Origin of the sequence: Paenibacillus sp. FSL M7-1414 (assembly GCF_038003195.1) — a bacterium.
Classification (GTDB): Bacteria; Bacillota; Bacilli; order Paenibacillales; family Paenibacillaceae; genus Paenibacillus; species Paenibacillus amylolyticus.
Map to the genome: position 1 here is coordinate 1,065,542 of NZ_JBBOOS010000001.1, position 25,059 is coordinate 1,090,600.

General features: G+C 48.0%; 18 protein-coding genes. 14 read left to right on the forward strand and 4 right to left on the reverse strand.

Features of this window, described 5'->3' with window-relative positions; all coding sequences use genetic code 11:
• Positions 1 to 79 precede the first annotated feature (79 nt).
• The gene (locus MHH92_RS04805) at positions 80 to 838 is read left to right on the forward strand and encodes an SDR family oxidoreductase (RefSeq protein ID WP_076329762.1); all 759 of its coding nucleotides are present in this window, start codon (positions 80 to 82) and stop codon (positions 836 to 838) included.
• Positions 839 to 1,011: 173 nt separating this feature from the next.
• Here MHH92_RS04805 and MHH92_RS04810 read toward each other — a convergent pair whose 3' ends face one another.
• Positions 1,012 to 2,046: a LacI family DNA-binding transcriptional regulator gene (locus MHH92_RS04810; RefSeq protein ID WP_340902325.1), complete on the reverse strand. Its 1,035-nt coding sequence runs from the start codon at positions 2,044 to 2,046 to the stop codon at positions 1,012 to 1,014.
• Between the two features lie 446 nt (positions 2,047 to 2,492).
• Here MHH92_RS04810 and MHH92_RS04815 point away from each other — a divergent pair, with 446 nt between their 5' ends.
• From MHH92_RS04815 to MHH92_RS04830, 4 genes are all read left to right on the forward strand, one after another.
• A complete protein-coding gene (locus MHH92_RS04815) occupies positions 2,493 to 3,779 on the forward strand; it encodes a sugar ABC transporter substrate-binding protein (protein WP_340902327.1) in 1,287 nt (428 codons plus the stop codon).
• 257 nt (positions 3,780 to 4,036) lie between these two features.
• Positions 4,037 to 5,392, forward strand: a complete 1,356-nt coding sequence (locus MHH92_RS04820; RefSeq protein ID WP_062837475.1) for a sugar ABC transporter permease — start codon at positions 4,037 to 4,039, stop codon at positions 5,390 to 5,392.
• Positions 5,389 to 6,225: a sugar ABC transporter permease gene (locus tag MHH92_RS04825; RefSeq protein ID WP_017690474.1), complete on the forward strand. Its 837-nt coding sequence runs from the start codon at positions 5,389 to 5,391 to the stop codon at positions 6,223 to 6,225. Before MHH92_RS04820 ends, MHH92_RS04825 begins: the two co-directional genes overlap by 4 nt.
• 148 nt (positions 6,226 to 6,373) lie before the next feature.
• Positions 6,374 to 7,660: an MFS transporter gene (locus MHH92_RS04830; RefSeq protein ID WP_340902333.1), complete on the forward strand. Its 1,287-nt coding sequence runs from the start codon at positions 6,374 to 6,376 to the stop codon at positions 7,658 to 7,660.
• Between the two features lie 156 nt (positions 7,661 to 7,816).
• Here MHH92_RS04830 and MHH92_RS04835 read toward each other — a convergent pair whose 3' ends face one another.
• Positions 7,817 to 9,973 carry an alpha-amylase family glycosyl hydrolase gene (locus MHH92_RS04835; protein WP_340902334.1) on the reverse strand — a complete coding sequence of 719 codons (2,157 nt, stop codon included), beginning with the start codon at positions 9,971 to 9,973 and terminating at the stop codon, positions 7,817 to 7,819.
• 447 nt (positions 9,974 to 10,420) lie between these two features.
• On the opposite strand from MHH92_RS04835, the gene MHH92_RS04840 reads away from it, so the two are divergent.
• The 3 genes from MHH92_RS04840 to MHH92_RS04850 are packed head-to-tail and all read left to right on the forward strand — an operon-like array spanning position 10,421 to position 14,588.
• On the forward strand, positions 10,421 to 11,800 hold the full coding sequence (locus tag MHH92_RS04840) for an alpha/beta hydrolase-fold protein (RefSeq protein WP_340902335.1): 1,380 nt from the start codon (positions 10,421 to 10,423) through the stop codon (positions 11,798 to 11,800).
• The gene (locus MHH92_RS04845; RefSeq protein WP_340902337.1) at positions 11,797 to 13,215 is read left to right on the forward strand and encodes a hypothetical protein; all 1,419 of its coding nucleotides are present in this window, start codon (positions 11,797 to 11,799) and stop codon (positions 13,213 to 13,215) included. The genes MHH92_RS04840 and MHH92_RS04845 overlap by 4 nt, the downstream gene beginning before the upstream one ends.
• On the forward strand, positions 13,209 to 14,588 hold the full coding sequence (locus MHH92_RS04850) for an ANL family adenylate-forming protein (protein ID WP_340902338.1): 1,380 nt from the start codon (positions 13,209 to 13,211) through the stop codon (positions 14,586 to 14,588). The genes MHH92_RS04845 and MHH92_RS04850 overlap by 7 nt, the downstream gene beginning before the upstream one ends.
• A 336-nt stretch (positions 14,589 to 14,924) precedes the next feature.
• Here the strand turns inward: MHH92_RS04850 and MHH92_RS04855 are convergent, their stop codons facing one another.
• Entirely contained in the window at positions 14,925 to 16,697 is a 1,773-nt protein-coding gene (locus tag MHH92_RS04855; RefSeq protein WP_340902340.1) for an alpha-glycosidase, read from the reverse strand.
• A 221-nt stretch (positions 16,698 to 16,918) separates the two neighbouring features.
• Complete coding sequence (locus MHH92_RS04860) at positions 16,919 to 17,500, reverse strand: hypothetical protein (protein WP_340902342.1); 582 nt, start codon at positions 17,498 to 17,500, stop codon at positions 16,919 to 16,921.
• Between the two features lie 425 nt (positions 17,501 to 17,925).
• Between MHH92_RS04860 and MHH92_RS04865 the strand changes: the two genes are divergently transcribed.
• From MHH92_RS04865 to MHH92_RS04890, 6 genes are all read left to right on the forward strand, one after another.
• Positions 17,926 to 18,939, forward strand: a complete 1,014-nt coding sequence (locus MHH92_RS04865) for an ABC transporter substrate-binding protein (protein WP_340902344.1) — start codon at positions 17,926 to 17,928, stop codon at positions 18,937 to 18,939.
• A gap of 97 nt (positions 18,940 to 19,036) precedes the next feature.
• Positions 19,037 to 20,050, forward strand: coding sequence for a FecCD family ABC transporter permease (locus MHH92_RS04870; RefSeq protein ID WP_340902346.1), 1,014 nt, complete (start codon positions 19,037 to 19,039; stop codon positions 20,048 to 20,050).
• On the forward strand, positions 20,047 to 21,090 hold the full coding sequence (locus MHH92_RS04875) for a FecCD family ABC transporter permease (protein WP_340902347.1): 1,044 nt from the start codon (positions 20,047 to 20,049) through the stop codon (positions 21,088 to 21,090). The genes MHH92_RS04870 and MHH92_RS04875 overlap by 4 nt, the downstream gene beginning before the upstream one ends.
• 13 nt (positions 21,091 to 21,103) lie before the next feature.
• Positions 21,104 to 21,925, forward strand: coding sequence for an ABC transporter ATP-binding protein (locus MHH92_RS04880; RefSeq protein ID WP_340902349.1), 822 nt, complete (start codon positions 21,104 to 21,106; stop codon positions 21,923 to 21,925).
• 580 nt (positions 21,926 to 22,505) lie between these two features.
• A complete protein-coding gene (locus tag MHH92_RS04885; protein WP_340902351.1) occupies positions 22,506 to 23,516 on the forward strand; it encodes a hypothetical protein in 1,011 nt (336 codons plus the stop codon).
• A 179-nt stretch (positions 23,517 to 23,695) separates the two neighbouring features.
• The gene (locus MHH92_RS04890) at positions 23,696 to 25,051 is read left to right on the forward strand and encodes a diaminobutyrate--2-oxoglutarate transaminase (protein ID WP_340902353.1); all 1,356 of its coding nucleotides are present in this window, start codon (positions 23,696 to 23,698) and stop codon (positions 25,049 to 25,051) included.
• The last annotated feature ends 8 nt before the right edge of the window (positions 25,052 to 25,059 follow it).

Sequence of the window (25,059 nt, forward strand, 5' to 3'; positions counted from 1 at the left end):
TATTATACTAAGGATAGGAGTTAATGAACATTTGTTTGTTAACTTATTGTAAACGAATACACAAAGGAGGATACATGGAATGAAACTTCAAGATAAAGTTGCAGTTGTTACAGGTGCTGGTTCAGGTATGGGGAAAGCAATTGCCACGTTGTATGCTCAAGAAGGCGCGAAAGTCGTCGTATCGGATATTAACGAAGAATCCGCACAAGCGGTAGTCAATGATATTAAGGCACAGGGCGGAGAAGCGATTGTCGTTCTGGCCAATGTGGCTAAAGAAGAAGATGTGCAAAATCTGATCGATACGACGGTGAGCACATATGGTACAGTAGATATTCTAATTAACAATGCGGGAATTATGGATGGCATGGAGCCGGCAGCTGATATAACGGATGAGAAGTGGGAGAGATTGTTTGCTGTGAACACAACCAGTGTAATGCGGACAACACGTAAAGTATTGCCGATCTTCCTGGAAAAACAAAAAGGTGTTATCGTGAACATTGCTTCGGCAGGGGGCCTACACGGCGGACGTGCAGGAGCAGCCTATACGGCGTCCAAACATGCGGTCGTGGGCTTCACCAAAAATACAGGGTACATGTATGCTGAGCAAGGCATTCGCTGTAATGCGATCGCTCCAGGCGCTGTGGCAACCAATATCAGCTCCTCCATGACAGGTATTAGCCATTTCGGTGCAGGGCGGCAACAGCTTGGGATGGCAATCAACCCACGCATCGGGACGAGCGAAGAGATCGCCAAAGTGGCTTTGTTCCTTGGATCTGACGAGTCCAGCTTCGTGAACGGAACTGTCGTTACAGCAGATGCTGGCTGGAGCTCTTACTAATCTATTCAAGTGCAGTCGAGCATGGAGTACGGAAATAGTGTGTGAATTAAGGAAGCCGCATAATTATAAGCGGCTTCCTTTTTTTGCACCTATGCACCTACGTACGGTGGATAACAGCATCATATTCCGTGTAGGACAAACGTTTGCATTACTACACGGAAACCCGAAATGAATCAATCTGAGGGTGGCCTTGGTTTGGAAAAGAGTGAGGATTCACGCACGATCAGACGATGGGGGATAATGACCGGATTATGAAGCTGTGGTTCCCCACTAAGAATTTTTAACAATATCTGAACGGCTGTATAACCAAGCTGATAAGTCCCGATGTCGATAGAGCTTAGGGGTGGAGAAGCCAGTTCCGATAATGCAATATTGTTAAAACTGACCACACTGATATCTTCAGGCACCAGATAATGAAGCTCGGCAAGAGCTCTCAATACCCCAAAGGCCACGTTGTCATCGATGACAACAATTGCGGTGGGTCTGTCCGGCAAGGACATGAACAGCGACATCGCTCTGAATCCACTTTCCTGCAGAAATTCGCCTTCCACAATCCAATCACTATCCGCATCCAGCCCGGCTTGGGCAAGCGCTTTTTGGTATCCTAACATACGATCATGCGATAACGTAATGTCCGGAGGACCGCTGACAAATCCGATTCGAGTATGTCCCTGAGCGATTAGATGATGAGTCGCATCATAAGCGGTCTGCACATTATCGTTATCCACCATGGGGGCATTTGGATGAGCTTCACTGCGACCGATTAACACAAAAGGAAACTTTTCCGCTTCCAAAAATGAAATGATGGGATCGTCTCGCTTGGACCCAAGCAGCAAAATACCATCAACTCTACGGCCATGCACAAGGCGGGATATCGCATGCAATTCATTGTCTGATGATGTTTCGGTTGTTAGCAGCAATTCATAATTCATACGGGTGGCATGTGTAATAATACCTCGGAGCAGTTCCCCGAAAAAGTAATTTTGAAACAACTCTTCTGCAGGACGCGGAAGCATAATCCCAAGGGTATGTGTTGTTTTGGAAACCAGGCTTTTCGCGATGATGTTGGGATGGTAGTTCAATTCTTTCATAATTTGCTTCACTTTGAGAGACGTTTTGGTGCTGATTCTAGGATGGTTGGAAATCACCCGTGACACTGTAGAAGGGGAAACACCCGCCAATTTGGCAATATCCTTGATCGTAATCATGTAAAAAAATCCCTTCTGAACAATCGTATAAATATTCTCCTATGGTAATCCAAAGGATACGAGAAATCAATTGCTAACTGCCGAGTAAGGGATGCACGTGAAGTGAAATTAAGGAAGAAAGAGTCAGAACAAGGAAACAGGAAATTACTGTAGGTAGAAGAAGGAAATTGGTTAAAATTGAGCAAATATGGCTTGTGCAAACGTTTGTGCAAATAAAGATCGTTATTGTATGATGTGGTTGTTATTGTAGCGCTTACATCAGTGGATTTACATACTTCTTGACTTGTTTACCCCTACATATTGAACCGAGAGGTCATCTTGTCTTCCATTTGAGCAAACGTTTGTACAAAAGAGGATATGGGATGCAAAACCTGACAACATACGCAGACAAAAGGGTGAAAAGCGCGAACTTTGTTGGACCAAGCAGAGGGAAGGGGACATTTTACATGAGAAAATGGCAAGGGGCAACATTGTCCGTCATGATGGCTTTTACACTGGCTGCGTGCGGGGCTGGAGGCGGAAGTCCATCTCCAACTACGGCAGGTGAGAATCCGGAGGAAGTTGTAGAGCTGACATCCGAGAACCTTCAACCGGAAGAAGGGGCAACTCTGGTGATCTGGGAGGATAAAAATCAAAGCAGCTTTATTGAGCAAAGGGTCAAAAAATTCGAAGAAAAATATGGGGTAACGGTCAAAATGGAGGAATTACCTCCAACCGATCAGGTAACCAAGCTGACGACTGATGGCCCAGCGGGTCTGGCGGCAGATGTCGTTGTTTTCCCACATGATAAGATTGGTAGCGCTTCAGAGGCGGGACTTATTCTGCCCAATGACATATTCGAAGCAGAGACCGCAGAGAACACCAGCGACAACGCACTGAAGGCAGTGACGTTCAAGGATATCCTGTACGGCTATCCGTACAGCGTGGAGACCTACGCCCTTTTCTATAACAAGGCACTCTATCCAGAAGCTCCGAAAAACTTTGATGAGATTATCAGTTTCGCCAAGACGTTCAATAATGTGAAGTCCAATCAGTATGCGCTGATGTGGGAATTGCAGCAATTTTACTATAACTATGCATTCCTGGCTTCACAGGGCGGTTATATTTTTGGAGACAACGGGATGGATAGCGCGGATCTCGGTCTGAATAACGAAGGAGCCCAGAAGGGTGGACAGTTCTTGCAGACGCTGAAGTCGGAGGTGCTGCCGCTCAAGATGGGTGACGTGAACTATGATATCAAAAAAGGCTTATTCTCCAGCGGCAAACTGGCTATGGACATTAACGGTCCGTGGACCATTGCCGATTATCGCAATGCAGGTATTGATTTTGGCGTTGCTCCGCTTCCGGCAATCGATGGTAAACCGATGACCTCCTTCTCAGGTGTTAAAGCCTATTATGTGAATGCATTTACACAATACCCGAATGCGTCGAAGCTCTTGGCAGCGTTCCTTTCCAATGAAGAAGCTCAGATGGAGAACTTTGACCTGAACGGTACACTTCCTGCGAACAAAAACGTGGCTGCTGATCCGAAGTTGCAAGAGGACCCAATCAATAAGGCGTTCCTGGAACAGTTCAACAACTCTACACCAATGCCTTCGCTTCCTGCCATGGACAGCGTATGGGGACCAATCACGTCGGCCATTACGGATATCTGGGATACCGATAAGGACGTGAAGGCGTCATTGGATAATGCTGTGAAACAGATTCAGGAAAGCCTTGCAACCGTCCAATAAGGACGAACGACGAATGCGAAGATATGCATAAGAGCTGCATAATTGAACTTCATATTTACACAAAAACGGAGAGGACAGAAGGAAGCTGAAGAAGTGGAACGTGCGCCTTTATCACCGGATTTTCCCATTGGAAAAGGGATCGAAAAAAATCTGGGGATAACAGCGATCGGAAGCTTGTTCTGTCATCGGAGTGGTCAGTGTAAGTACACTTTTGTTCAATGTATACAGGTTAGCAATAGGCAGGGAGGAGAGAGCGAATGCAACAGCAGCATGTCCCGGTGCCCGTTGGACCGAACAGGGAAAGACAGCATCGGATGACAGCGGTTATATGTTCTATCATACTGCAAGGTCTTGGACAGCTGTACAATCGACAATGGATTAAGGGAATTTGTCTACTGTTACTGGAGGGAGCGGGGCTTGCGTACCTGCTTCCTCGCCTGTCACAGGCTGTATGGGGCATATGGACACTGGGGGAAAATACACAGCGTTTTGTCAAAGTGAATGGGTCCACCGTACTTCAAAGGGGAGACCATTCCATCTTTTTGCTGCTGGATGGCATTATCGTATTACTGGTGTTTTTTGTGTTTATTCTAATCTACATTCTGAATATTCGGGATGCGTACGTCACGGGACTCGCCAGGGAGGAAGGGAAACAGACCTTGGGTGCAGCGGCATCGCTTCGAAACATGATGGACAAAAACTTTCCGTATCTGTTTCTGTCGATCCCTGCATTGGGGATACTCTTCTTCACCGTTATGCCCATCCTTTTTACGATCACGATTGCATTTACCAACTATTCCGCCCCGGACCATATTCCGCCAGCCAAACTCGTGGACTGGGTGGGCTTCAAGACGTTCAGTGATCTGATCCAGCTGAAATCCTGGAGCCAGACATTTTACGGCGTGCTCACTTGGACGGTCATCTGGGCCATCTTGGCGACAGTCACCACCTATTTTGGCGGCGTACTTGTAGCACTGTTGATTGAACAGCGGGGCATACGCTTCAAGAAGCTGTGGCGGACGATTTTTATTTTGCCTTATGCCATCCCGCAGATCATCTCCTTGCTGCTCATGCGTAATCTGTTCAACGGTCAGTTTGGTCCGATCAATACGTACATGAGAGCATTTGGGCTGGAGGGATTACCCTGGCTGACAGATCCGTTCTGGGCTAAGGTCACAGTCATTGTCGTGAACATGTGGATTGGTATTCCGGTCAGTATGGTACTGATTCTGGGTGTATTGACAGCCATCCCTCGTGATCTTTACGAGGCTGCCGAAGTGGACGGAGCATCTGCGTTTCAGAAGTTCAGGATCATTACCATGCCGTTCATTCTTTTTGCCACAACTCCGGTACTCATCATGCAGTTCGCCGGAAACTTCAACAACTTCAACGTCATCTTCCTGCTGACCAATGGAAATCCACTGCGGGGAGACTATCAATACGCAGGGGCAACGGACCTGCTGGTGACCTGGCTCTACAAGCTCACGCTCGACAATAACAAATTCAACATGGCTTCAGCGGTAGGCATTATCATCTTCCTTATTATCGCTTCATTCTCTATCTGGAACTTCCGCCGCTCCAAATCATTCAAGGAGGAGGACATGATTCAATGAAGACACGTAATAATCCGCTGCGTTTGGCCCTGAGTTATGTGCTGTTGCTGATCATCGCCGTTGTCTCCATCTATCCGGTACTCTGGATCTTTCTCTCTTCCCTGAGACCCGGTGCGGCATTGTTCAGTGAGCGGTTATGGCCGGAAGCTTTCACGCTGACCCATTACGGGGAGCTGTTCAATAACCCGTCCTTTATGTACGGCAGATGGTATATGAATACGCTGAAAATTGCCTTTTTCACAATGATCTTCTCCACGTTGATGGTGACACTTGGAATGTATGCCTTGTCCCGCTTCCGCTTTCGTGGACGTAAAACGATTCTCTCCACCATGCTAATCCTCGGCATGTTCCCGAGTTTCATGAGCATGATTGCCATCTATATCATTTTGCTGCAAATTAAATTGCTCGACACCCACGCTGCGCTTATCCTGGTCTATTCATCAGGGGCGGTGCTGGGCGGATTTATCGTCAAAGGTTTCTTTGATACGATCCCGCGCAGCCTGGACGAAGCGGCCCGCATGGATGGTGCGAGTCACCTGCGGGTATTCACCAGCATCATCCTGCCGTTATCCAAGCCAATGCTGACTTATGTGGCACTAACCAGTTTCACGGGTGCGTGGATGGACTTTATCTTCGCCCGGCTGGTGCTGCGGACGAAAGAGAACTGGACGCTTGCGGTGGGCATGTGGGATCTGGTCAACCGTTATCAGGACAGTAACTTTACGATGTTTGCTGCGGGGGCGGTACTGATTGCCATTCCAATTACACTGCTGTTCGTTTTCCTGCAACGATTCCTTGTTCAGGGTCTGACGGCAGGAGCTTCGAAGGGGTAATACCTTGCCATAACAGCGTAGTTAGCCGCGATCCCTGCGGCACTTTAACCAGGCACTTCCGTGATGTCATGTCTTTATCGACTGGCACTGCAGCGGAAGTGCCTGATTCTGCATGGGCTCGAATCATGATTAGGGAGGAACGTGATATATGGGCATGAACCCGTCCAGTGAGCCCGAGGTTATGGGATACCAAGATGGACAAGCTGCATTGCATAATACTAAAGCTCCGCAAACACTTTGGCGTAATGTTACCTTTAGGAGGATATTGTACGGCTACGGGATCTCGGTCTTCGGGGATTGCTTCAATGGGATTGCGATCAGCCTGTGGGTGTTACAGACCACGGGGAGTGCAAAGAGCATGGCAGCCGTACAGATCTGCAATATGGCCGTCAGCTTTCTGTTTGGATCGGTGGCGGGTACGGTTGCAGACCGATTGGATCGCAGGAAGCTGATGCTAGTCTCGGATGTATTTCGGGGCGTAATGGCTGTACTGATTGCGATTAGCTTGTTCGGTTGGCATGCGCCGTTCCCAGTGGTGCTGCTGTTGCTCTCACTCTCCATGTTTTCAAGTCTTTTTCAGGCACCTGCATTCCACGCCTCTGTAGCAAGTATGGTAGGCAGGGAGCATATTCAACAAGCAACTGGAACCATTCATATGGTTGATAATCTTGCCCGGATCAGTGGACTAGCCGCTGCGGGAGTGGCTGTTGCTGCCTTTGGCGGATTTGTTGCCATATTAATTACGGGGGCAACCTTTCTGTTGTCCGCAGTCTGTGTGCTGATGGCAGGCCGCTTTCCTGAGGTACAGCGATCCGTTAGTCAGCAGACCACGTTTGCTCAGGAGTGGCGCAGTTCGTTTGGCTACATCTATCGGAATCCTTTGATCCGATCCATTGTATTGCTCAATCCGGTGCTGATTTTGTTTTTCATGTCAGCCATGATGCTGGTTCAAGTGATGGCGGTCAAGGTGTGGGAGGCAAATCCGGTACAGTTTGGATTAATTGAGACCTGTATTCCGCTGGGATACATGATTGGCTCTGCGCTGCTGATTGCTTCGGGGAAACGATTGAAGCGAAGAGGGAGATGGGTGTTTATCGGTCTGATTGTGTTGGGGCCGATTTATATTTTTTTGGCGAATGTATCCTCACCAATTATGGCGTTACCGTTCATCGTGGGCGGAGGTGCGATGTTCGCCTGCTGCACAATGCTCACCCAAATTATGCTGAGGACGGCGGTTCCGGACGAGCTGCAAGGAAGGGTCTATGGTGTGGTTGGAACAATCACCAGTACAGCGCCTATTCTGGGATTGACGGTTGTCTCCGTATTGGCTGATCAGTGGGGGGCAGCTTCTGTGCTGCAAGGCGTGGGCATATTACTGCTGGCGACAGGTATTCTGGCCGCTACAACGTTGAAGTCGATCCGAACCTATCAATGACATGTATGATACATCAAATTGATATGAATTGAACCCACATGTACACATTCAACAGAGAGAGGATAGAAGCAATCTAAGCAACCTCGCTAGGTACAGCAAAACCCGGAGCATACGCTACGTTAGCGTAACTCCGGGTTAGCTTGTGGACTGAATATTCTATTGCCAGTTTACATTAACTGTGGCTGTACCGCTGGTTGGTGTGGTGAACGTGTGGTTGGAACCACCTTCCCACGTAATGGTTGCACCATTTTTCTTGAAGAATTTGAACTCCAGTTGTTTCCCGGCTGGCACGCTCACATCATAGTACCAAGTTGGGTAGGCGTGGATGACCTGATTGAAAGCAGGGCCGATAGCTGTTGTGCCCGTACTCCAGTTGCCCAGTTCTGCCACGTTACCTGTCAGATAGATGTTCTGACCCAGTGTGGTGGACGCATTGTTAATGACAAATCGTACAGTGACCTGATCACCCGTAAGGATGGTAAAGTTGTTATACGCATTGCTGTTAACGCCGTTCGCAGCTACTTTCACAGCATAATTGCCTGCGGCAACAGCTGGGATTGTCACTTTGATCTGTGTATCTTCCCACGATGTGATCGCAGCACCGGTAACGGCTGTTGTACCGAAGTATACGGTACCTTTGTTGGAGCCAAATCCACGTCCACTAATGGTAACGACATTACCCGGTTTGCCCATCACCGGACCTACATGCCCGATCGTTGGTGTAGTTTCGCTCGTTGTATATTGCCAGACCGCGGTTGCTCCGGCTGCCAATGTGAAGGAAGAGACGTTGCCATTGGTGGAAGTGATGTTATTACCGTTCAGTGCACCGCCCAGTACATCGGTGTAGTTGCCTGTTGGCAGTGAAGTGCTTAGATTCGCAATGCTTGCTGGTGTGGAAAGATTACGGTTCACCGCAACAACAGCTACACTTTTGCCAAATTTGCGTTCATAAACGTACACATCATTATTGATCCAGCGTTGCTGAGTGGAGCCATAGGCGATTGCTGGATTGGATTTGCGCAGAGGGGCCAGCTTGCTGATCACGTTGAAAGCAGTGGTTGTTTTGGAGAAGGAAGGCATTTTGGCCCGATTATCAGGGTCCCCGTTTCCAGTCAGATACTGCTCGGTACCATAATAGATGGCAGGTACGCCGCGTGAAGTCAGGGTGAAGGCCAGCGCTTGTTCCAGACGACGGTTGTTGACGGCACTTGTTTTGAACCGATCCATATCATGGTTGTCGATGAACGTGACTTGGTCATTCACCTGATTGTAATCTGCCGCTGTGCCTGTAATCATCGAATCCAGAGCATACATGTTGGATGTGTTATCCCGGAAGACGTCACGCACGGCAGAGTTAAAGCGAAAATCGAGCAGGCTCATCCCGGATTCATTGGCAAATTCCGTGTTATCCGCATCCGATGCAGCGGATCCCAGGAACCATTCACCAAAGGTGAATACAGGTTTATGTGCATAGATGGAAGACATCCAGCTCTTTTGCCAGCCGAGAGGCATATGTTTCACCGCATCAACACGAATACCATCCACGCCCATATCGAGCCATAGCTTGATTGCATCTTTGAAATATTGATCAATGGTACTGTTATTGTGATTCAGGTCAGCGAGGTCATAGAGGTTGTTGTAGATACCATTCTCCAGGGAGGAAAAATCGGAGCCGCCGTTGTGATGGAAATATCCATTTGTATCATTTGTGTATCCGCCAACAAGATTACCGTTATCGTATAACTTGCCATTCTCAGCAAAGGATGTATCGGTTTCCATGGCAGGAGACGTATGGTTCGGTGCAAAGTCAATGACGATCTTGATGCCTTTGGCATGAGCGGTTGTAATCAGATTTTGAAAGTCAGCCATCGTTCCGAAATAAGGATTGGTCTTCTTGAAATCACGTGCCCAGTAACCATGATACGCTGTGTTGATCACGCCGCCGTAGTTGATGGTAGCGAAGATATTTTCGACCGGTTGGGAGATCCACAGTGCCGTAACGCCCAGATCGCTAAAATAGTTATCGTTGATTTTGTTGATCAAACCCTGCCAGTCGCCTCCGCAATACAACTTCAGGTTACTACAAGTGGCATCGTAGGCAGCTCCGGTAGGATTGTTGGAAGGATTTCCGTCCAGGAAGCGGTCCGTAAAGATCTGATAGATGACGTCTGTACTAAAGTTCTGCTTGTTGGTAACCGCGGTATCCGCATCGGCATAGATCGCTGAAGCAGGCAGATAGGGAAGTACGCCCCCTGCAAGTAAACTGAGTGTCAGTGTTGTGCTGAGGAGTACACGTTTGGCCATTTGAAACATAGTAATCCACCCTTCTCGTGAATGTAGTAGTTTAGATAAACAACCAACCCGGCTCTTGAATAATAGCGCTTTCAATACAGCGAAGTGTTACGCAGTGGATTGAAGACTTCCCTCCTTTTGACACGCCAACAACCCCGGCATCTCCTTCGGGAGTTACCGGGGTTGTCCTAAACCGCTCAGGTTTAAAAGCATGGCCCTCGAGTTATGATCACAACGTTATCGTAAGAAATATTGGATCTTATGTCAATAACTTTTTTGGGAGCATTTATTTTCTATTTTTATGTTTACAAAAGCACGTCCGGGGATTTAAACTATTCGCAGATTCACAATATAAGGGCTATGTATCCCGGGACACTTACGTGTTTTCTAGGACAACCCCGTCTCTTCTGAGGCGGGGTTATTTGTATTATGCAGTCGAATTGGGAGAAGAGAGGCGGTTGATGATCGTTGAGTACCCATTCTGTCATCGAATGTTTGGAAGGCATTCAGGCGTCGCGGCTGGGCAATATCCGCAACATTTATGTGTACCTCCCGCCCGGTTACCATGAGCAGGCAGCTCGGCATTATCCGGTTCTGTACGTTCATGCGGGGCAGCGGGCTTTTGGTCCATCCGGGCCAGGCAATGAAACATGGAATATGGACCAGACAGCAGACGGTCTTATTTCCTCCGGGCAGATTGAATCACTGATTATTGTGGGCATTACGCATGTTCGTCCAGTCACGCACAACGAATTCTACCACTTCATTGCTCCGGAGAGAGAGGCCGTGAGTGTGGGGTGCTCAGGCATCGCCTATGAACATTTCATCATTCATGAGCTCAAACCGCTCATTGATCATCGTTATCGGACGTTGCCGGACAAGCATAATACCGGGCTGTTAGGTTCATCTGCCGCGGCGCTTTGTACATTGCACATGGGGATGCGAAATCCGGATGTTTTCGGAAAACTGATCATGATGTCGCCATTTTATGTGGATGTGCAGCTGGACGAAACATCGGAGAGCGGGCTGTTGGAAGAAAACATGTATCGCTTGCCAGAGGAGGTACCCGCCGTTCGAATATGGATGGATATTGGAGATACGGAAGGTCTGTTTCTGCCTTCTCAGGTCAGAAGGGTAGCTCATCAATTACTTGAACGCGGAGTAGGATCGGATGAGGAATTGGCATTTCTGGAACAGCCGGGTGCCTGTCATCAGGAAGGTGACTGGGGAGCGCGCATTCACCTCCCGTTACTGTACATGTTCGGCCACGTGGGTAAGCCCTCCTCGCTCGAACTGCTTGGAAGGGATGTCATCGGACTAGAGGGTGGAATGACCGTGTGTATCAATGCACAAATGCACTACGAGAGTGGGTTGGTTCAGAGTCTGCTGCATGGGAATTATACTTCGAGTGACCCGAATGTGCTTCAGGTTCATGCGAGTGGAGAGTTGGTTCCTGTCGGTATTGGAAGTGCATCCATCACGCTGACTGTGGGGGAACTGTCTGCTACACGCATCTATACCGTCGTTTCTGAATTGTCAACTCACGTAGAGGTCTGCATTCGTGCAGAGGTAGCTCCCGACGAAGACTCGGAGGAAACGATATATGGTGGGATGGGTATGAAGCTTGTCCGTTCTGGTAAAGGTCGATATGAAGGTAGTTACCGAGTCCCGCGTGATAGTGGGTTCTCCTTCCGGTTTACACGTGGTTTCCGCCGTTTCGAGACCGATGTGGATGGCAAACCTATTGCCAATCGGGTATTTCGAGCGACAGATGATATGTCTGTGCATTACCTAATCCAATCCTGGGGCAGTACGTCAGCCAAAACGGGAACAGGAGGCCCAAAATGATCATTTCTTCATTCGCTCCAGTGCTGGACATTCCTTATTATTATCCCTGCAATTTTCCTCTGATTCATGAAGTGCTCCATCGACAAGGATCCATCACAAGTCTTGCACTGCTGGCGGCAAGTCGGTTGTACAGCCTTCCTTCGTGCGGGGATAACGGACTGGTGAAGCCTTATTTTCACAAACTGGATTATGTAGAGCCAATCTGGGAGATGTATGGTCAGCGACAGCTGGAAAGCTTCGAGGAAGGCAAGACGCAGATCCGGCAGTATATTGGCGAAGGTGGGCTTTTTTTGGCTACAGGAACCAGTTATCACCTGCCTTACTGTGAGGATTATCAGAATCCCGAGTACATTCGCAAACATGTGAAGCAGGGCTCCCGACTACATCTGGTAGACCATTGGATTGCTGTATATGGTTTGGAAGATGAGCATGTTCACGTCTACGATCCCGTGCCCTCCAAGTATAAGGGAAAGGTTACTCAAAAGGCCTTTCATGACTTCTGGAAAGGTAACCAAAGCATACCTGAGCTTGCGCAGGCCAAACGCAAAGAAGAACTCCGAACGTATGGAACCATGGACATTCGGGCGACTGTGAAGCTGGACTCTGACGGTTACCGAGACATGTTGATCCAGGCGTTAACAACGCAGATTGAAGAATTTCTGACAGGCCGGACGATTACGCAAGGAGAGCGGAATTTTCATTTTGGACATGTGGTGTCTCTGCGACTCTTAGATGCACTGCGTGGGGCGAATGAAGGGGATCAGGCCAATGAAATGTTAATATCGGGTCTGCTGTTTGATATGCGATGGAGTCGATATTTTCTTCGAGATCTTCTTCAGGAGTCTGTCTTATGGCTCGGTTCTCCATTTGATCAATATGCGAGAGAATTCAGCGAGATCATTGTACGTTGGGAGAAGGCCTACAATATGCTTCAGGTCAGTCGGATAAAGCAGCGTGAGCAGTGGAAAGTACAGCTAACAAGTGTAATTAAAATGTTGGTCACCGATGAATGGCAATGGTATGAGTCACTTCGACAGTCCATACCTCAGGCAGATTGCTTCCCACGTCAGGCCGTGTTAATGATTGGACAAGAACACAGGGAGGATTTGCTCCGTATCGTATTGGATAGTTGCCGGGAGTTAAACGCGTACCATAATACAACGATTCCACTTGGTGAGGGTGGTAACGCTCCACTGTACGGACGAAGTGGGCAACTGGATTCGCTGGAACTCGTGTCATTGCTTGCAGTGGTAGAGCAGGGAATCGAAGATCGATGGGGAACGGGGATGGGAGCCGCACTGGCGGAAATGGCTGCTGCTTCCATGCCTGAAAGCCCATATCAGACCGTGGATTCACTTGTTGATTATCTCGCACAGCAATGGGCGCCTGACGGTAAGGAGGATGCAAGATGTTGAACCAATTCTTGCTTGAACGATTCGCGGAACAGGGACAGCAACCTGCGCTGATCTGGAAAGATCAGGAGTACAGCTATCGGTGGCTGCTGGAACAGGTTGGCATCATGAGTAAGTGGATTACAGCAGAAAAGCTGACTGGGCAACTTGTAACGCTGGAGGAAGATTATTCTCCCTATGCAGCGGCAGCATTGGTTGCTTTGCTCGGACAAGGGTGTATCGTGCTCCCCATGGATCGGAACCTGGTTGAAGCCAAACGAGAGGAATATATCCAGCTGGCACAGGTGAAGTGGCGTTTGGGCGTTGAAGAAGGCAAGTTGTGCATTCGGCAAACGTGTGAATTATCTGGAGAGGTTCCTGTGTTGTTATCCTCGCTGGCACAAGAAGGCGTAGGCGGACTTGTACTCTTTTCATCCGGATCAACCGGAGTGAGTAAAGCGACTGTGCATCGTGCAGATCGGCTGTTACATGGTTTTCGGCGGCAGGTTCGGCCTTTGCGAACGATTCCTTTTATGATGTTTGATCATATCGGCGGTGTGAATACAATGCTGCAATCCCTGTCCAGTGGGGGCTGTCTCTGTATCATTGCAGATCGATCTCCCGAAGAAGTGTGCCGAACGATTGAGAAGTTTCGTGTGCAGGCTCTTCCGGTCTCTCCAACATTTATGAATCTGTTGCTGCTGGGTAGAAGTGATGAGGGGTATGATCTGTCGAGTCTCGAAGTTGTGTCATACGGATCGGAAGTGATGCCTGAATCCGTACTGGCAGCCTGGAACCGGAGATTTCCACAACTAAGGACGATACAAGCCTATGGCATGTCTGAACTTGGCATTCTGCCAACCCGCTCCAAAGAGCCAGGCTCGCTGCTGTTTTCCATTCAAGATGAAGGGGTCAAGTACCGGGTGGTGGAAGGAGAATTGCAGATCCATACCGAAACTGCGATGATCGGATATTTGAATGCGCCTTCACCTTTTACAGAGGACGGGTGGCTACGTACTGGGGATGAAGCTGTGCTGGAGCAGGGTTACATTCGTATTCTGGGACGTCGTTCCGAGATCATTAACGTAGGGGGACGGAAAGTGTATCCTGCCGAGGTCGAGGGTGTTCTGGAAGAGATGGAATGTATTGAAGCGGCCGTAGTTTCGGGAGAACAGAGTGGTATCACGGGTCAGAGGGTGAAGGTGACTATCCGGCTGGCTACAGAATGTACTCTCACCGATCTGCGGCGATCCATCTGGGAATATTGTCAGGACAAGCTGCCTTCATACAAGATTCCGCAGAAAATCGTAATTACACAGGGAGCGCTCGTAAGTTCAAGAATGAAGAAAATACGAAAACCGATGACTTCGGCACCCTTCGCCTCGGCTGGGAAATAGGTCGCTGCCTCGAAGAGTATCATCTTGCTTGAATCGGTATCGCTAACGAACCTCAAACATCGTATTGAGGGGGTAATCAAGAAAAGTAAAACCTAATGAACCTCAGTAACGTTATTGCTTCAAAAATACGGCTTCTGGTCTCGAAAATCGACGTATTGGACGAAATAAGGTCTCTCTAATTCGTTAGGCATTTAACCCGCGTATAATGAAGCGAATAAGGTGTGCTGGGTTTGTTAGGATATGACGTATAAGATACAGAAGAGGCTGTCCTTGGTCGTAAATATGACCTGGAGGACAGCCCTTTGAAGTTATTTTCCCTTGTTAGCTGTATTTATCTCAGGCCTCAGCTGGTTGTTTCACCTCAAGTTGCATCAGGGAGAATCCGTATGCTTCCAGATCGAGGGTCAGTTTATTTTGCCGAGCTTCCACGGTGTTTGATGTGAACAGGTTTCGCCAGACGTTACGATCTCCCAAAGGGAGTTCAAGGGTACACGGCTCATCACCCGCATTCAGCACAAGAAGCATGCGCTCTCCCGTCTGCGAATCCAATCGTTCGATGGCAAGACAAGGGTCTCCGGCTTTTGCATATACAATCTTCAGTTCCGTGCTGCGTAGGGCAGGGTGCTGTTTGCGAAGGGAAATCGTACGGGTGAAGAATTCCAGAAGCTCGCGATTCTGCTTGGTCTCATCCCACTCCATACACTTGCGGCAACCCGGATCATATCCTCCATCAAGTCCCACTTCGTCTCCATAATAGATACATGGCACACCTGGATACGTAAGCAGTAACGTAACGGCAAGTTTCATCTTGCGCTCGTCTCCATCACATAAGGTCAGCAGTCTGGGGGTATCATGACTTCCGAGCAGATTGAAGGCGGCTTCCGTTACAGGCTGTGAATAGGCTGCAAGCAGTTTGCCGATCTCATTTGCGAATCCAAGTCCATCGAGCTTGCCATGCACCGTATAGTCCAATACCGAATTGGTAAACGGATAATTCATCACGGCATCGAACTGGTCTCCCTGAAGCCACATGAGCGAATCATGCCAGATCTCACCGAGCAGATAGGCGTCAGGTTTAAAGGCTTTTACCGTCTGACGGAATTCGCGCCAGAACTGATGATCCACCTCATTCGCCACATCGAGCCGCCATCCGTCAATGTCCATCTCCTCAATCCAGAAACGTCCTACCTCTAATAGGTATGCCTTCACTTCAGGGTGTTCCGTGTTCAGTTTCGGCATGAGCGGTTCAAAGGCAAAGGTGTCATAAGTCGGTATACCATCCTCCACACGCGGCGGCCAATCTTTGATATAGAACCAATCTGCGTAGGGAGAGGCAGCTCCATTCTTCATGACATCTACAAAAGGAGGGAACTCTCTGCCGGAATGGTTGAACACCGCATCCAGAACGACACGTATGCCGCGCTGATGACAGGCATCCACGAACGCCTTGAACTGTTCATTGGTTCCAAAGTGAGGATCAACCTTCATGTAATCGCCTGTATTGTATTTGTGATTCGTCGTGGCTTCGAACAGCGGACAGAAGTAGATGGCATTGATGCCGAGCTGACTTATATGATCTAGATGATCCAGCACACCTTGGAGATCGCCGCCGAAGAAGTTCACCGGTGTAGGTTCTCCTCCCCAGGGTTCAGCATTTTTGGGACTGAGGGATGGATCACCATTGGCATAACGTTCAGGGAAAATCTGATAAAACACAGCGTCCTTAACCCAGGCAGGCGGTTCAAAAATGTCGACTGGATTCATAAATGGAAAATCAAAGAATTCGAGCGGATGATCAGGCAGCGCCTGCTCGAATCCGCGCTCCGTCATCCAGACCGATTCCTCTCCTTGAATCAGTTGGAAACCATACCGTAATCGGCGATAGGGAGGTGAAGTCTCAGCTTCCCAATAATCGAACATTTCATCCCGGGCAAAGATATGCATAGGGGTGTGTGTGATCGTCCGATCCCAAGCATATTTGTCTCCGGTAATCGCAATCACCGCATCCAGGTCCCCACGTTTGGACCGAAGTCGGAGGTGCATGGTCGAGCGGTCATAAGCATAGGACCAATTGAGTTTGGGGCGATGGTAAACGGCTTCAAGAATCATGTAAATCACTCCTCGTCAGATGATGAAATTCAGATAAAAGTGGCCATTAAACGCAAAAAAGGCACAACCTCTATTGTTCACGAGGTTGTACCTTTCGGCAGCATAGCCTTTTGATTATAGTGCTATTATACGAACTAACGCAGCAAAAGAAAACACTTTTTTTCCTTAAATTTCAAATTGTTTTATTCGAAATGTAGGACGCATATCTGCAATTACTGTTTTTATAAATCAAATCCAAGTTTATTGGCGTATGCAGAGAATTCTTTGTGAAATTTCTCGATATTTTTCTTGCCGGTAGCAATTTTGGCATTGGCTTGTTTCAGGACAGCGCTGTTTACCGTTGTTTTGGAGACAGATTTTTTAGCGAGTTGGAATCCTTCCAGCTGTGTATAGCTACCTTTGATCAAGTTGGCATGGATTTTTTGCAATTCCGCATTTTGCGGTTTGATCATCTTCAGCTTGGATACATATTTGGTGTAGTTAGGAATCGCTGTATTGGTCAGTTTCAGGAAAACGGACTTGCGATTGGATGATGTAATGTAAAATCCACCTCCCAAAGCATTGAAGGCTCTCTCCTCATATACCGATGCCATATCTAACTGATCAAGGTAGTTGAGGAAATCTTCTTCTTCGACTGTAGGGATCGGTTCTTGTTCTGACGTGTCAATTTCTTCATAGTATTCGTCTTCCGAATATGTAGTGGTTGAGTCATCCGCAGCAGCGGCATAGGACCCTACAGGTGCGAACACCCCGCCGAGCAAGACAAAACTCATAATGATTGATAGTACCCATGATTTCTTCACGTGTTAATATCCCCTATCTATAGATGTGATTTTATTCCAATGGATAATCTAACATAGTACAACAAGAAATTACAGGAATTGTTTTACAGTAAATTCATCAGTCAAACGCATATGAATGAATAATGATTCACTAGCAAAAAGGACATGTATTAGATGAAGCTAGAAGTTAGAAGAGAAATGTGCATGTTAAGTTACAGAGAAAAAATTTACATATATGGTTTATGTGGAGGCGTATTGTATCGATATATATTGTATTGGTTTAGTTAATATATCTTTATTTAATGTTGTTTTATGAAGTTACAGAGTTCGATAGGGAGTGAGAAGTTTTTCCAAATAAAATGCTTGTATAATGATTTCATCTCCATTACAATACAATTGATAATGAGATTCAATATCATTTAGATAAAAAAGGGGAGACAGATTTCATGTATAAAGTAAAGAAAAAGCTATACATTTATGCAGCACTTATTCTGATGATTTCACTACTTGCTGGCTGTGCTTCGGGTGGAAGTGTTGAGACAACGAATACATCCAGCCAAGCTGCAAGCAGCAATGAGAGCAATAATGAAAGTGATACAACTGCCAGTTCGACTGAAGATCAGACCCGAGTGATCAAACATGCCATGGGTGAAACCACAATCAAGGGAACCCCGCAAAAGATCGTGACACTGTTCCAGGGTGCGAATGATGTCGTTGTTGCACTTGGCGTGAAACCGACAGGCGTGGTGGAATCATGGGTTCAACAGCCGATATATGAATATCTAAGAGCAGATCTGGGCGGAGTTCCACAAGTAGGACAGGAATCGCAGCCCAATCTGGAAGAGATCAACAAGTTGAAACCCGACTTGATTATTGCTACGAAGATCAGACATGAAGAGATCTATGAGCAATTGTCCCAGATCGCACCAACGGTAGTGACGGAGACGCTGTTTGACTGGAAAGAAACAGTGAAAACTGTTGGAGAAGCGATGAATATGGTTGAGCAATCGGATAAACTGTTGTCTGATTGGGATGGCCGTGTAGCTGATTTCAAAGAGAAAATGGGGAATCGTCTGCCAATTGAAGCAACCATCACGAACTTTAGAGCCGATCAAGTTCGTATTTTCTACATGGGATATGCAGGTAAGATTCTGAATGAACTTGGGTTCACCAGACCCGCCGGACATGACGCAGACACATGGGGCGTTGAATTGACTTCCAAAGAAAACATTCCAGATATGAATGCAGACATGATCTTCAACTTCAATTCAGGCACAGAAACAGATGCCATTCAGAAAAATTATGATGATTGGACCAGCAGTCCACTGTGGAAAAACCTTGATGCTGTTAAGAACAACCAACTGGTTCAGGTCGATGAAGTGGCCTGGAACATGGCAGGTGGATACACATCGGCCAACATGATGCTGGACGATCTATATAAGCAGTTCAACCTGAACTAACTAACAGGAGCAGGACCTGCCATGCACCAGAACATTCGTTAACGAAGTGTATGGGCAGGCAGGTCTTTTATCATTTTACAGATGAAAGAGTGAGAGTATGTTTCCCCTTTTTACAAAGGCAAGTGCCAAGATCTATGGACTGGTTGGTTTATTCATAATACTTCTACTTACTTGCCTAGCCAGTATGATTCTGGGACGTACGCATATCACGTTTCAGATGGCATGGGAAGCACTGCAATTCTATGACGAGAGTTCTGTGGAACATGTGGTTCTGCTGACGGAACGGTTGCCACGTACGGTTATTGCTGCTGTTGTGGGAGCAAGTTTGGCCGTGGCGGGTGGGCTGATGCAGGCATTGACACGTAACCCGCTGGCATCACCAAGTGTGTTCGGGATCAATGCAGGTGCGATCTTTTTTATTGTTATTGCCATTGTTGTATTGTCCGTATCCTCGCTAACCACCATGATGTGGTTTGGTTTTGCAGGGGCTGCTGTAGCCGCGGCAATTGTATATGGGCTAGGTTCCCTCGGTCGTGATGGCCTGACACCGATCAAAATTGTACTGGCGGGGACGGCAATCTCCGCGTTATTTGCCTCGTTCACACAGGCCATTCTGGTGCTCGATGGAACCGGATTGCAGGATGTACTGTTCTGGCTTGCCGGTTCAGTAAGTGGACGGACGTTGGATATGTTATATCCTGTTCTGCCGTACATGACAGCCGCAGCGATTGTCTCTTTGTTCATGGGTAGAGCCATCAATCTGCTGTTGACGGGTGACGATATCGCCAAAGGCATGGGACAGAATGTACTTCTAGTCAAGGTGCTCATGGGAATTGTTACGGTGTTGCTCGCGGGTGGTTCGGTTGCAGTAGCCGGTTCAATCGGTCTTGTCGGTCTGGTTGTCCCGCATATCATGCGTGCACTGGTGGGCAATGATTACCGCTGGCTCGTTCCTTACTCTATTGTAGGGGGAGCGATTCTGCTGCTGTCCGCGGATGTGATTGCAAGGTTGGTGATCATGCCGCAGGAAGTTCCACTCGGTGTCATGACTGCACTGATTGGCGGACCCTTCTTCGTGTATATTGCCCGCAAGGGGGTGACGAAGATATGAGGAAGCTGTTGACTTTCCGCAACAAAAAAGACACTGTCTCAGTGCAAATGGAACGAAAATCATTGTTTGTCATCGGCATATGTATCCTTCTGTTCCTAGTGGCAGGGGTTGTTGGTACCAGTGTGGGCAGTGACTTTATTTCTCCGCTGGATGTGCTCAGAACGATATTTGGTCTGAATGCAGGGGAGCATGACTTCGTCGTGCTGACCTTAAGACTGCCACGAGTGTTATTATCCCTGCTCGTAGGAGCAGCCCTCGGTATGTCAGGCGCACTCCTGCAAGGCATTATCCGTAATCCGCTGGCCTCACCGGATGTCATCGGTATCACCGGCGGCGCGGCCGTTGCAGCTGTAGGTTTTGTTACGCTGTTAGGTGGAGCGGTAAGTATCAAGTTGTTGCCATTGTTCGCCATCGCTGGCGCAATTGTGACGGTATTAATCATCTACGTGCTTGCCTGGAAAAAGGGAGTCAGTCCGATCCGCCTGGTGTTGATTGGAATTGGAGTGTCAGCCATTACCGGGGCCGGAACGACCTTTATGCTGATCCTGAGTCCGTTCTACACGGCAGGTCAAGCCTATATCTGGCTGACAGGAAGTATATACGGAGCATCGTGGACCGATGTCCAAACGATTTTACCGGTTATCGTAATTGTTATACCGCTGGCGATCTGGTTCGCCCGTAGCCTGAATGCACAGGAGTTCGGAGATGATCTGGCCACAGGGTTAGGTGTAACTGTACAGCGGCATCGTTCAGCGTTGTTGTTATGCAGTGTACTGCTGGCGGGAATCGCCGTTGCGGTTGCCGGAACCATTGGTTTTGTTGGTCTGATCGCTCCACATATTGCCCGGAAGCTGGTCGGCCGGATGTTTGGCAGTATGTTGATTGTGTCTGGACTGGTTGGTGCTCTGCTTGTATTTGTGGCAGATCTGATTGCCCGCACTGCCTTTCTACCGCTGGATGTACCCGCAGGGGTATTCACCGCAGGCGTAGGCGCACCATTTTTCCTGTATCTATTGTTCAAGAATCGAAATCAGTTTTGAGGAGGAGAGAGCTGTGAGTATTCTGGAAGCCAAGGAGCTTACGATCTCCTATGGAGCAGATCCCATTATTGAAAATTTAAACCTGATCATTCCCAAGGGACAGATTACCGTCCTGATTGGCAGCAACGGCTGTGGTAAATCTACGCTGCTGCGTACGATGGCCCGGTTGCTGAAATCCAGTTCCGGTTCGGTGCTGCTGGATGGCGAAGAGATTGCAAAGCTGCCAACCAAGGAAATTTCAAGACGCATGTCCATCCTGCCACAGGGCCCGACCGCTCCGGAAGGCTTGACAGTGAACCAACTGGTTAAGCAAGGACGTTATCCACATCAAACATGGCTGAAGCAATGGTCACGAGAGGATGAGCGTATGGTCAAGCTGGCACTGGAGTCCACACATCTGACAGAACTCGCGGATCGGCCTGTGGATGCACTGTCTGGTGGACAGCGTCAGCGTGCCTGGATTGCAATGACGCTCGCGCAGGGTACCGAAACGCTGCTGTTGGATGAACCTACAACCTATCTGGATATGACACATCAGATTGATATCCTCGATCTATTGTTCGAGTTGAACGAACGGGAAGGTCGCACGATTGTTATGGTACTTCATGATCTGAATCTGGCATGTCGGTATGCGCATCACATTGTGGCTGTTCACAACAAGTCCATCTACGCGGAAGGTAAACCGGAGGATATCGTCACACAGGAGATGGTCCGTAAGGTTTTCCAGATGGAGTGTGAGATCGCGGTCGATCCACTGTTCGGCACACCAACTTGCATCCCACATGGAAGAGGGAGGAAGCTGAATGGAGAACAGCGTTATACACAACTGGCTTGAGGGTCAAAAAGTCCGTTTTTGATTCGTTTAATAGTTATTCAAAACTCCATATCAACTCCATTGTATGATCATGCAGATGACAAATTAGGCAAGCCGTTGGTAAAACAATGTCCCAGGCTTGCCCGGTTTGTTGTGCCTATTATTCGATAAAAGCATACCTGCATCGACTCAAACCCACACTAAATTTAATCTTATTTTTCCTTAGAAGTTTATTATTGACAATATAACTCGAATTGCCATAAAATAGATTTTATATGATATTGATAATCATTATCAATATTAAATTACAATAAAAATTGATGAACGTATGAGCAATATAAGTTGAATTCAAATTTCACACGTTAATGGAGGGAGCAGAACAGATCTGAAGAAGCGGAGCTACAAGTTTTCTGCAAGAAAGCTGCATCGGAAGCATAAGCTGCGCCTTTATCACCGGATTTCCCCTTTGTATAAGGGATTCAAAAAAATCTGGGGATAACAGCGATCGGAAGATGGTTCTGACCGCGCAGTGATTTCGTGTAAAAACAGTATTCAACTTATATAGGAGCGAGTACCTTCATTCGATCGAGGAGGATTTTCAGTGTTTCCGAAAGGGATTCATAATCTGCAAAACCGACTCATTATAAGCAAAGCGAGAGAAATGGGCATCACCTGTGAGCCACTTCTTGAGAGATGCGAAGATTTTCTGAAGCTGTCTGTAGGGGAACAAGAGATCATCATTAACAAAACCAGATCTCATCGTCTGCCGTTAATCGCTGGATTGCTCGCGAAGAACAAGCAGGCATGTAATATGTTGTTGCATGAACAGGGCATGCCTGTACCGTCATTTATCGTGATTCCAGAGATGGGAAGCGAAGCAGTAGCTTTTCTGAATAGATACGGCTCCATTGTAGTGAAACCGCTGGATGCGAGCAGCAGCATGGGCGTGACGCTGGATGTGCGTACTGAAGAAGAACTGGAGGCAGCCATTCATCTTGCGAGTGTCCACGGCAGCAGCATTATGTTACAGCAATATGTGACCGGGATTGATTACAGAGTGCTGATCATTAACGGAGAAGTGGTGGCTGTGAACCAGTATCGGCCTGTCTATGTTGAGGGAGACGGAACTTCAACCGTTCGGGCGTTAATTGAGCAGTTGAATCAGGAACGAATCGAGATGACACCCATTGGCGAGTATGAGGCTTTTCCCGAGGTTAATGCAGAAACGGAACGACTGCTGGAGGTATTACATGCACAAGGGACAACACTGGATGAAGTTCCTGCCGCGGGAAAAGAAATCGAGTTATACAATCTCCGCAATTCTGCCGCCGGAAAAATCAGTGAATTCTACGAGGATTGTACCGAAATCATTCATCCCGAAAATGCCCGAATGATCATTCAGGCGGCAAAGACTCTTCAGATCGATGTAGCAGGAGTCGATGTTCGTTGTCGTGATATACGCACCCCGATCTCCAGAGATCTGGGAGGCATCCTGGAAGTGAACGCCTTGCCAGATCTGACACACCACGTCTTTCCCCATGGTGGAACAACTCGTGATGTGGTTCGGTTATACCTGGAATACCTGTGTCAGGAGCAACTTGAATATAAATGAATATAGCTTATAACAACGTATAGATGACAATATATGACGGATAACAGATAACGGATACCATCATTTAATTTGGACCTCACCATGATTTTGAACCAATACCAGGCCATATGCAAAATGTAGAACAAGAATCACAGGCAGCAGGTTCAGCCTGAATCGATTATAAGGAGCGTTAGAGGGCTATGTCAGTAGAGGTGCAGACGGAATATCTGAAGATGCAAAATGAGAAGGAATCCAATGCAAGATCGTACCCGAGACATTTCCCGCTTGTCATTAACAAGGCCCATGGGGTGAAGATTACCGATACGGAAGGCCGCGTATTCTACGACTGCCTGGCTGGGGCAGGAACATTGGCGCTGGGGCATAACCATGACACGGTGGTCAACGCCATTCGCGATGTTCTGGATCAGCAGATTCCGCTTCATACACTGGATCTGGCAACACCGCTGAAGCTTTCATATATGCAAGAACTATTCTCCATTCTTCCGGCAGAGATGCGAGACAAAGCCAAAATCCAGTTCTGTGGTCCAACGGGGGCCGATGCAGTTGAAGCAGCCATTAAGCTGGTCAAACATGCAACAGGTGGCAAGTCTATTCTTGCCTTTCAGGGAGGTTATCACGGTTCGACCCAAGCGACAATGTCGATGAGTGGCAACCTGAGCAAGAAACAACATCTGCAAAGCCTGCTGCCCGATGTTCATTTCCTGCCTTTTCCTTATGAGTACCGCTGCCCATTTGGTGTTGGTGAAGGCATGACGGCCCGGTTAAGCGCACAGTATATCGAGAACTTGCTCGATGATTGCGAGAGCGGTATTGCGGCACCGTGTGGGGTCATTGTGGAGACGGTGCAGGGTGAAGGTGGAGCCATTCCGGCAGATATCGAATGGCTGAGGGAGCTGCGCCGAATCACGGCAGAGCGAAGCATTCCACTTATCATCGACGAAGTGCAGACAGGCATTGGACGGACAGGACGAATGTTTTCGTTTGAACATGCCGGGATTGTACCTGATGTAATCATCTGCTCCAAAGCGGTTGGCGGAAGTCTGCCGATGTCTGTCGTCATCTATAAGGAGGAGCTGGATCGATGGCAGCCTGGTGCACACACAGGTACGTTCCGTGGCAATCAGCTGGCCATGGCAGCGGGACTTGCTACACTTCGTTATATTCGGGAGCAGGATGTTTTGAACAATGTGCATCTGCGCAGTGAGCAGTTCATGAATCAACTGAATGCAATGAAAGAGCGGTATGCAGAGATTGGTGATGTGCGAGGCAGAGGACTGATGATTGGCGTTGAGGTGGTTGATCCAATGGGACGCAAAGATCGTCTGGGACATTATCTGCCTAATGGTGCGCTGGCTGAGTCTATTCAGCGTGAATGTTTCAAGAATGGATTAATTGTAGAACTGGGCGGGCGTCATTCAGCGGTTGTTCGTTTTTTGCCGCCGCTGAATATTACGGAGCAAGAATCGGGTGCAATCCTTGCGATCTTTGAGAAATCGGTAGCTGAAGCGATTGCCTTAGCAACAGCCGCATGCTGAAGCTTTCC